8 protein-coding genes and 2 pseudogenes are annotated in these 10314 nt (G+C 41.3%); 5 read left to right on the forward strand and 5 right to left on the reverse strand.

From position 1 onward, the window contains the following. The 3 genes from IM479_RS10480 to ppk1 form a co-directional block, all read left to right on the forward strand. On the forward strand, positions 1 to 2184 hold a 2184-nt coding region (locus IM479_RS10480; protein ID WP_287699394.1), incomplete at its 5' end, for a beta strand repeat-containing protein. A 163-nt stretch (positions 2185 to 2347) separates the two neighbouring features. Continuing rightward, on the forward strand, positions 2348 to 2761 hold the full coding sequence (locus tag IM479_RS10485) for a DUF4435 domain-containing protein (protein WP_287684477.1): 414 nt from the start codon (positions 2348 to 2350) through the stop codon (positions 2759 to 2761). Positions 2762 to 3123: 362 nt separating this feature from the next. Continuing rightward, entirely contained in the window at positions 3124 to 5292 is a 2169-nt protein-coding gene (gene ppk1 / locus IM479_RS10490) for a polyphosphate kinase 1 (RefSeq protein WP_287684478.1), read from the forward strand. Positions 5293 to 5606: 314 nt separating this feature from the next. Here the strand turns inward: ppk1 and IM479_RS10495 are convergent, their stop codons facing one another. Beyond that, positions 5607 to 7331, reverse strand: a complete 1725-nt coding sequence (locus IM479_RS10495; protein WP_287684479.1) for a diflavin flavoprotein — start codon at positions 7329 to 7331, stop codon at positions 5607 to 5609. A gap of 180 nt (positions 7332 to 7511) precedes the next feature. On the opposite strand from IM479_RS10495, the pseudogene IM479_RS10500 reads away from it, so the two are divergent. Further along, positions 7512 to 7730, forward strand: a pseudogene (locus tag IM479_RS10500) (murein biosynthesis integral membrane protein MurJ); the annotation flags it as partial. Positions 7731 to 7772: 42 nt separating this feature from the next. Here IM479_RS10500 and IM479_RS10505 read toward each other — a convergent pair. From IM479_RS10505 to IM479_RS10515, 3 genes are all read right to left on the reverse strand, one after another. Next, entirely contained in the window at positions 7773 to 7979 is a 207-nt protein-coding gene (locus IM479_RS10505; RefSeq protein ID WP_287684480.1) for a hypothetical protein, read from the reverse strand. A 100-nt stretch (positions 7980 to 8079) separates the two neighbouring features. Next, positions 8080 to 8313 (reverse strand): DUF2283 domain-containing protein, encoded by a 234-nt coding sequence (locus IM479_RS10510; protein WP_287684481.1) that lies wholly within the window; start codon positions 8311 to 8313, stop codon positions 8080 to 8082. A 265-nt stretch (positions 8314 to 8578) separates the two neighbouring features. Then, positions 8579 to 8704: a hypothetical protein gene (locus IM479_RS10515; RefSeq protein WP_287684483.1), complete on the reverse strand. Its 126-nt coding sequence runs from the start codon at positions 8702 to 8704 to the stop codon at positions 8579 to 8581. Between IM479_RS10515 and IM479_RS10520 the strand changes: the two are divergent. Beyond that, positions 8655 to 8898 (forward strand): annotated as a pseudogene (locus IM479_RS10520) (murein biosynthesis integral membrane protein MurJ); the annotation flags it as partial. The gene IM479_RS10515 and the pseudogene IM479_RS10520 overlap by 50 nt on opposite strands. Before the next feature lie 773 nt (positions 8899 to 9671). Here IM479_RS10520 and IM479_RS10525 read toward each other — a convergent pair. Further along, on the reverse strand, positions 9672 to 9857 hold the full coding sequence (locus IM479_RS10525) for a type II toxin-antitoxin system VapC family toxin (RefSeq protein ID WP_287684487.1): 186 nt from the start codon (positions 9855 to 9857) through the stop codon (positions 9672 to 9674). Between the last annotated feature and the right edge of the window lie 457 nt (positions 9858 to 10314).

Genomic DNA, 10314 nt, shown 5'->3' on the forward strand with positions numbered 1-10314 from the left:
GCTTATAGCATTAACTACACTGACTATAACAGTGGTAGTTATCAACAAATTGAATCAGCTAATATTACGAGTAGTTCAGGTAACGATTACTTTAATTTAAGCGGAACAGGAACAGTCTATACCGATAGCCGAGGAGATTTTCAAGGTTCTGCTTCTGTAGAAAGTGGGGGTGGCAATGACACAATTATTGGCGGTTTCGGTAATGACAATCTTTCTGGTGGTAGTGGTAATGACACCCTACAAGGAACCAATAGCGGTACAGGAGAACGAGATACTTTAGAAGGAGGAACAGGAAATGATCGCTTTATCCTTGCAGATACGACAAAGACCTTCTATGATGACGGTAATAGCACCCTTCCGGGTAATAACGACTACGCGACAATTGCCGACTTTAACACCACTGATGATATTATTCAACTACGGGGTTCAAGTGGCGACTATCTGTTATCGGTTTCTGGTTCTAAGACTAATCTCTACATCAACAAACCAGGCAGCGAACCAGATGAACTCATTGCAGTTATCAACAATCAAACAGCATTAAGTCTAACTGCTAGTTACTTTAGCTATGTTTCTAGTCCTACTCTTCCCACCATCACTCTTGCTGTTTCTCCCACAAGTGTGACAGAAGATGGGACAAATAATCTGGTTTATACCTTCACCCGTTCTGGTGTAACAACAAATGCTTTAACTGTCAATTACACCCTCGGGGGGACAGCTACTCTCAATACCGACTACACTCGTACAGGGACTACCAATACTGTCACCTTCGCTGCCGGTTCATCCACTGCTACCGTAACTGTTGACCCCACTGCTGATACTACAGTTGAACCCAACGAAACTGTTGCTTTAACTCTCGCGACCGGGACAGGTTATACAGTAGGTACTCCTGACGCAGCTACGGGAACAATTACCAATGATGATGTCATACTTCCTAGTATTACTCTTGCAGTTTCTCCCAGTAGTGTTACTGAAGACGGGACAAGTAATCTCATCTATATCTTCATTCGTACAGGAGATACAACTAATCCCTTAACGGTTAACTATAGTATTGGTGGGACAGCAACCAACGGAACCGATTACACTTTGCTTCCTACAACCGTTATCTTCGACGCTAATTCTGCGATTGCTACCGTAACCGTTGACCCCACTGCTGACACAATAGTAGAAAGTGATGAAACTGTCATTTTAACCCTCGCTGCGGGGACAGGTTATACAGTTGGTACTCCCAACGCAGCCACGGGGACAATTACCAATGACGATACGAGTGTCACCTCGCAACTCTCCATCAACGACATCACCGTAGTGGAAGGTAAAGATAATAATGCCATCCTCACCGTCACAGTTGATAATCCCAATCCACAACCAATTACCTTCAATTATACCACTGCACCCATTAACGCTACCGCCAATGTAGATTACACTAGCAAAACCGGAACTATCACCATTGCACCTAATACTTCCACCGCTACTATTAGCATTCCCATCCTCAATGATAACCTTAATGAACCTGATGAAGTCTTCACCGTCACCCTCTCCAATCCGGTTAATGCTACCATCAATCCCGACGAAGCAATTGGACAAGTAATTATTACTGACACCCTACAAAGCGCAATTACTCGCACCTTACCCAACAATGTCGAAAATCTCAGACTAATTGGGACTAATAATATTAATGGTACAGGTAACGCTGGTAACAATAAAATTACCGGAAATAGTGGCATTAATCAAATTAATGGTGCTAATGGTGCTGATATTCTAACTGGTAGCACAGGTGCAGATACTTTCATCTTCCAATTTGGCCAATCTACCATATCCGCAAGCGATCGTATCACCGATTTTGCCATCAATAGTGATAAAATTGATTTATTAACTCAAGCTGGAACTGCCATGAATGCGCCTAGTAGTTTCAGTCGCGCTGCTAATAGCACTGTCACCACTTTACAGAATTTGGTCAATCAGGTATTTACTGATGCCAATGGAGCGATTACAGGTAATCAAGGATTAGGGGTTAATAGTGCTGCCTTAGTGCAAGTAACAAGCGGTGCGATAGCTGGAACTTATCTAATTATTAATGATAGCACGGCTGGCTTCCAATCCAGCAATGATTTATTAATAAATATCACCGGATTTACTGGTACTTTACCAGCTTTAGGGAACATTCCGGTGGGTAATTTCTTTGTTTAATTAAGTAGTTAGGTGTTAAAAATTGTCAGCTACCCCCCGATATTATTAAATCGGTGCGTTACGCTATGGCGCTTCACACCTACGGGTAAGCGGACAACTCAAATGAACCCAACAACCGCCAATTATGATGAACCCTGGAAAGAAGCATTAAGTCACCTAGAAAATGGGTTTCTCGGAGAAACCCGTTTTCTGGTTAGATTTAAAGTTTGAAGGATTAAAGTTTGGTAAGTTTATTGACAAAGAGAAGCTGTCAATAAATATTGACGAATTAATTATAAGTATCAAAAATCATTCTCAAAAACTGTCCTTAGATGAACAGCAAATTAAACAGGATTTATCGGTAATTAGCGATGAAAATCATGATCCGTGGCAGCTATATTGTGGACACGATTTTATCAGCATTTTAGCGATCGCACTCTGTAAAGTTTTAGGTACATGGAATGCTAATGATGTTAAAACAGAAGTCTTAGAAAGAGAATTAAGATTAGCTTATGAGTTATCTTATTTTTATCAAACACAAATATATCAACTAATGGTCAATTGGCAATCTAATCATCATCCTGATCAAATATTCTGATTCGGATTATTGCCTTACGTTTGAGATGATAGATTTAACCAATCGGCTCGACTTTGTGTTATAATCAAAGCAAGGCTTTAAAGACGATATTCTCAGCAAATTATGCCTATTCTTCTTCCTTGCACTCTAATTTCACCGAAAGATTAATTTAACCTTGAGCGGCCGGGATTGATTTCTTAACCTTTTAATAAATTGATTTTTTCCCCGGTCAGGCTAGAATCAGTAGCATTAGCATCCAAGATAATCGGGGTAACTTTGGTTAATCTGGGGCAATATAGCCTAAAAAACGCCCAAAATAGTCAAATTTAGGCTTAAGTGGCTTCTTTCTAACTGTTCAATCTACTATTTGGATATTAGACTCTATGACTAAAGCTCCTACCGTAACTTCCGAAATCGATCTTAAAGATTCGCAATATTACTTTAACCGAGAATTAAGCTGGTTAGAATTTAATCATCGCGTGCTTCATGAGGCACTTGATCCTCGGACTCCCCTACTAGAAAGATTAAAATTTACCGCCATTTTTTGTGCCAATCTCGACGAATTTTTTATGGTACGGGTGGCAGTTCTTAAACAACAGGTAGAAGCAAATGTAGCCGTTTTAAGTGCCGATGGCAGGACTGCCTCGGAACAGCTAACCGAGATAAGTAAGTGTCTGCGTCCCCTTGTCCAGCAACAGGATCACCTTTTTGAATACACCCTGAAAAATCTGTTAGTAGAACAGGGAATTCATCTGATTAACTATGTGGATTTACATCAAGAACAGCGCAATTATCTCCATGATTACTTTGAACAAAATATTTTCCCCGTTTTAACTCCCCTTGCGGTGGATCCTAGTCATCCTTTTCCCTATATTTCTAATCTTAGTCTCAATTTAGCCGTAGTCGTTCGCGATCCCGACACCGATAAAGAACTATTTGCCAGGGTGAAAGTACCGCAGGTTTTCCCCCGTTTTCTGGCATTATCCAAAGAATTACGCCACCAAGACGGAAAAGCTTCGATTTGGACCGGAGTACCGCTCGAACAGGTGGTAATGCACAATTTAGAGGCACTTTTCCCCGGCATGATCATTCAAGAATGTTATCCTTTTCGGGTGACGCGCAACGCCGATATCTCCGTCGAAGAAGATGAGGCCGATGATTTATTATTAGCGATCGAGGAAGAAGTACGCAAGCGCGGCATCGGTAAATCGGCAGTACGTCTGGAAATTCACAGTTCTACCCCTAGCAATATTAAAAACCGGATCATGCGCGATCTGGGACTTAAGGAGATCGATGTTTACGATGTGGATGGACTGCTGGGACACAAAGATTTATTTTATTTTATGTCTTTACCCTGTCCCGAACTGAAAGATCCGCCTTGGAATCCTGTCACCCCACCGGTTTTACAGGGATTGCGAGAAATAGTTGACGGTAACGAAGACGGGATCCTAGAACAGGATGGCGAAGATATTTTTACTTTAATTCGCAATAACGATATTCTCGTTCATCACCCTTACCATTCCTTTAGTGCCTCAGTACAACAGTTTATCGCCCAGGCGGCCCATGATGCCCATGTTTTAGCGATTAAAATGACTTTGTATCGTACTTCCGGAGATTCCCCGATTGTCAATTCCCTGATTGCAGCGGCGGAAAATGGGAAACAGGTAGCGGCGTTAGTGGAACTAAAAGCACGCTTTGATGAGGAAAATAACATTACTTGGGCGAAAAAGCTCGAACAAGCCGGAGTTCACGTTGTTTATGGCTTAGTTGGTCTAAAAACCCATACGAAAGTGGTTCTCGTGGTCAGAAAAGAAGGGGATAAAATCCGTCGTTATTTCCATATTGGCACGGGCAATTATAACCCAAAAACTGCCAAATTATACACTGATTTGGGTTTACTTAGCTGTCGCGAGGATTTGGGGGCAGATATCACCGATTTATTTAACTTTCTGACCGGATACTCCCGTCAGCAATCCTATCGCAAACTTTTAATTGCTCCGGTGAGTTTGCGAAAACGGATGTTAGCAATGATCGATCGCGAGGCCAAAAACTGTAAAAATGGCGGTACGGGGCGCATTGTCGCAAAAATGAACTCTATTGTCGATAAACCGATTATAGAAGCTTTATACGCCGCTTCTCGTGCCGGTGTGCAGATTGACTTAATTATTCGCGGCATCTGTTGTTTACGACCCGGATTGCCAGAAATAAGCGAAAATATCCGAGTAATTAGCATTATCGGCCGCTTTTTGGAACATTCCCGCATTTTTTACTTTTACAATGATGGTCAGGAGGAGGTTTATATTGGTAGCGCCGATTGGATGACGCGGAACCTGACTCGTCGCGTGGAAGCAGTGACACCCATCGATGAACCAGCGATCGCCAAGGAACTAGAAGAAATTCTCGGCATTATGTTGTCAGATAACCGGCAAGCATGGGAATTACAATCCGACGGCAGTTATATTCAGCGTCGTGCTGCCAACCAGGGACAGGAAAGCAGTACCCATGTAATTTTAATGGAAAAAGCCCTTAAATCTGCGGGTGTTAGTCAATAGGAACAGTTATCAGTTATCAGTTATCAGTTATCAGTTATCAGTTATCAGTGGGTAAGTAATCAGTGATCAGATGTGATACTAAATCCGGTTATTAAAAACTGATTATTTATTCTCCGTTTTGCATGAGTGCATCTTCTCATAATTAGCCTATACTCAACGGATTTAGTATGAGTTTTCGGTTCACTGATTACTGTTCACTGTTTACTGATCACTGGAAAAAGCTGACTAACTGGTTGAGAGGTTAAACCATCTCAAAAGCTGAGAGCAAGCATCTTGATCTGTATTTTCTCAACCAGTCAAATCAAGCAAGAATCCTAATAATAATTACCGACTTTGCGATGGTGAACAGCCGTTAAACTATCAGGTTGAGAAACGCGACCATCGGCGACTTTATTGTAAACAATCCAGTGGTCAGCACATTCCATACGACTAACTACCTCACATTCTAAATAAGCGAGGGCATCGGCTAAAATTGGGGAACCATTATTAGCGGTGCGAGTATTGACTCCTGCAAAACGATCTTCCCCAGGTCCGAAACGTTTTAAAAAGTGTTTCATCAGGGTTTGATAATTGCCTTCTTCCAGAATATTTAAAATGAATTGATCCCCCACTTGCAGTAAAGACTCGATCGCCCGATCTTTGGCCACAGCAACGGTAAAACCGGGAGGATCAAAACTTGCTTGAGTCACCCAAGAAGCGACCATTGCCCCGCTTCTGTCTCCTTTCTTGGTGGTAATAATATATAAACCACCGCTAATCCGTCCGATGGCTTTATCAAGGTCAGTATCGAGGGATTTTCTTTGTCTAACTTTTACCTCTTGGGTTAATAGTTGTCCCATATCTGTCCCCGCTTCTTCACAGCGTTGATAGAGACTCTCGTTAGGAGTTTCCGAGCTACGAATGGGATCGAAAGCTTTGGTTAAGCCAACTTCGAGAAACTTATTAAATAGAGGTAAAATTGGTTCATCATCACCCCCTTGACATTCAAACATTCCGAGGTATTGTTTGGGGTTAACCGAGGCGAGAATTGTGCCTAGATTCCCCGTAATTTCTTGGGCATGAATACCAGAAACGGGGGGAGTACCGATGACGATTCCCACCGCGGAAGAAGCTAATTCTTTTACCTCTTGGGGATCGGCGGATTTCAGGTCTAGAGTTTCTACAGCCACACCAGTTTTAGTAATACCTTTGGCAATAGATTGACAGAGGCGATCGCTATAACCATAGTCGGAAATATAGAAAACAGCGACGGTTTTTTCTGCCTTAGTTTGTGCCTGACTCCAATCACGATAATGGCTTAATAATTCGGTAATATTATGTTTTAATACCGGTCCATGACCATTAGCCACGAGATTAATATTACCCAAGGGTTCCATCCGTTTCATCGCCGCTAGTACGGAACGAGCATTAGGAGCCATTAAACATTCATAATAGAAACGATAATCCGGTTCAATAGCACTTAATTGCTCATCGTAAAGATCATCGGAACAGTAGTGCATTCCAAAAGCATCACAGGTAAATAAAATTCCCGAACCGTGATCGTAGGTAAAAATAGTATCGGGCCAGTGTAAATTAGGAGCGTTAACGAATTCGAGAATGTGACCGTTGCCTAGGTCTAACTGATCGCCATTTTTGACCAGTTGACGTTGAAAAGGATGATGAACTAAATTCTCTAAAAACTGAATTGCTACTTTCGACCCAACGACGGTAATATTGGGAGCAAGTTGCAATATATCTCTGACCAAACCACTGTGATCGGGTTCGGTATGACTGATAATTAAATAATCGATTTCTTGGGGGTTAATTAATCCGTTGAGACTATCAAAATATAGTTGACGGAATTTTTCGTGAGAGGTATCCACAAGGGCGATTTTTTCCCCACGAATCAGATAGGAATTATAAGTCGTACCGTTTTGTAATCCGAATTCAATATCGAAGCGATCGCGATCCCAATCGAGGGAACGAATAGCAGTAGTGTCTGCGGTGAGATCGGCCACCTGCACGGTGAGACGTTTTGTTTTGACTGGTGTAGCAACCATCGAACCCCTCCTTATTGTTAAGTTTTTTATACTTTGTCTCTATTGTGCCACGAGAAAATTAAGTATGGAGATTTATTTTCTCATAATTACTGATAACAGTTATCTTAATGGTCAGGTGGGAGTCGAGCGTCGATAGCGAATTAGCTTATACTTCATATTTATGAGAAACGCTGTATATGGATGTCTGTGGGGAAATGGGTGTTACACATTCCAGTCAAATTAAATTTGACCACTAGAGAGCGCTTTTCTGCGGGAACACAGAAACAGGTAGAATCGATCAATGCAGTTGTTTTCTTTCGAGGTGTCGTCATTACTAAGAAAGCTACTCGTTCCTTGGCCGGTATTGCTGGAATTGTCGCCGTTGCCGCCTTAATCAGTAAGGTTTTTGGTTTAGTCCGCAGAGTGCGTTAATGAGTAAAGTGCCTTTTAAATCTTGAAATTTTACCCCTTAATCAAAATATTTACTTCAGGAAAAATAACCTCAGCCTTATCCCAAAACTCATCGTTCAAAGGTTGATTATCAGGGTCATTCAGGGCATTTTGTTCGATTTCTTCCTCAGTCATCGCATCAATCTTTGCCCAGTCAGTTTGACCCTTCATTTTCGCCCACTCTTCTAGTGAGACTCTGGTGATATGTTCTTTGTTCACGTTGATTTGCCTTCCTAGCACTAATAATACGACAGACAGAGCCGCGTAAGGTATAATCCATAAGCTGACTAACGCGATCGCCTTTTAAAAAAGGATTCAATTATCCCACTAATCGAAAAGCAGCATCAATCGGCAATTGTAACGGAAATGGTTGATTCCAGCGTTTCGAGAAAAATAAAATCTCCAAATTCTCAGTCTCCCCAGAAGTCGGATTTAGACGAGCGACAATTTCATCCCCAATCTCCTCCGACTCTTGATCTGCATAAGGAGAACAGACATCTGCATAAAGAATATCTCCCGTCGGGTCATAGCGAAAAGTTAGATTTTTTTCCATACCATTATTCCCCCTGTAATTTTTCTGGCTGTGTATATAGGGTCTGCTGAATAATGGTAAAACCCTTTTAAAATAAGGCTTTTGACCTGTTAAAATCCGATGTTCATGCTGCGAAAATAGGATTGGGACATTCAAAAACCTTGCATTATTCTTCTCATAGTACATAAACTGGTACAAAAACCAAGGGCAACAAAGCCTGAAACGACCGGCTACTGACGACCGACTCCTGACTCCTAACCCCACCAATACACTTTTTCAGCAAACCCTATATAGTCACGATCCAATGACGACTAAGAGCAGATTGGGAAACCACCACCACAATTAAAAATTGTCCCGTCCGAATCTGCGATCGCTTTTCTACGGGAACACAGAAACAGGTAGAATCGATCAATGCAGTTGTTTTCTTTCGAGGTGTCGTCCCCCGGTTTTCTGTTAATTCTTCTCGGTGGCATTAACGGCCCCTTTCACAGCGCTTTGGTCAGTGTTTTGGCCAAAAGAGATAAATCCGAGTCCGCGCCGATTGTCGAGACTATTCCCACCCTAGTCAGCGCGATTTTATTAGCTGTCACCGTCTTTTTAACAGTTCATATTTATCCCCCGATGTGAAAATTGGCGGTCTTTGTGGGCAAGGGTAAAACTGGATGAATAATCTTGACCGTCTAAATCGAGATTAAAGGCAGAAAAGCAGACCCACAGACTACGTTTATCAACGGCGACAGAGCGACTAAAAATTTTACTGAGAGTATTGGCAGTCAGTCCAGTTTGTTGGCTAAGAATGTCTAAGGTGCAGCGAGTGTTTTGTTTTATTTCCCAATTCACTTTCGCACGGTGCAGTTTTTGGTGGCCGATGGAGGTTAATATTACCCCGAGTTGGCGAGAAGATTTAGCCTTTGACTGTTCCATAAGTTGCCTCATCAACATAGAGGTTAGCAGAATTTTCTATTATGGTAATCAGTGGGGATACAAAAAATTCCTCAAAAAATTACTTTTTTTACAAGATTTAAAGTTGGCACTAGGAGTCAGGATTTTAACTGGGTGAGATCACCGATGATTCTCCTCGAACATTTACTATGCACTATGATCTTAATTCATGGGAGTCTATCTTTATTTGGTAATTGTCATGATGCGATCGCCGTTATGCTTGATAAATTTCCCATAGATTGTGATTAATCCCATACGGCATTTTCATAATGATTTAAAATGTGATAATCTTTGGTTAGCAAAATATGGTTATCTACTGAAGCGTTACTAACAATTAAGCAATCAAAGGGATCCCGAGTCCAGTTAATAATGACAGACTGATTAATAATTAAATTAAAATCTTTTTTACATACCTTTAAATCAAGGCAACTTACTAATTATAGAACAATGTCGTCTGATTTTTCAGTAATTCGCCCAATTTCGTATAAATATTGTAACTCTAGCCTTACTATCGGCGAAATATAGAGTTCATTCTCGTTAATTAGATGTTTGGCACAATCGCTTAATTTAGCAGTTAGTCCTGCATAAAGCCAGACAACAATATGAGTATCAAGGTAAATCAAGGTTTGTCTCTTCCAACTGATTTGTACAAGATCATCGGGATCGCCAATAATTGCTTGAGGACGATAGATTAATTTTTGTAATTTATCTACGGTTTCAACGGGACTAATGATTAATCGTTTGCCGTTGCGCTCAATTTCTAGGGGTTTGGCTCTCCTCGACTTTGTGTGATAATTTTTGCTTATGGAATCCTGAAGTGCTTATTGGACAAGACTTTTAGGACTATTTTGCGGATATTCTATCAGTATAGACCTCGTTTCCACACAGAAACCAGAAGAGCCGGGGTTTTCCTGTGTTGAGGATTTCATCGAGCAGTTGGTCGAATCTGCGCTGTCCATTCTAAGGGAAATTGCTCAAAACTTTCATTGATATACCAAAACCAAATATGGGTATCAAGGATGATCATTTTAGACAGTCCCAATCTTCTTGCTCCACGATAGGGCTGACAATATCTCCTAA

It is taken from the genome of Microcystis sp. M165S2, from assembly GCF_020245885.1.
Taxonomy (GTDB): Bacteria; Cyanobacteriota; Cyanobacteriia; order Cyanobacteriales; family Microcystaceae; genus Microcystis.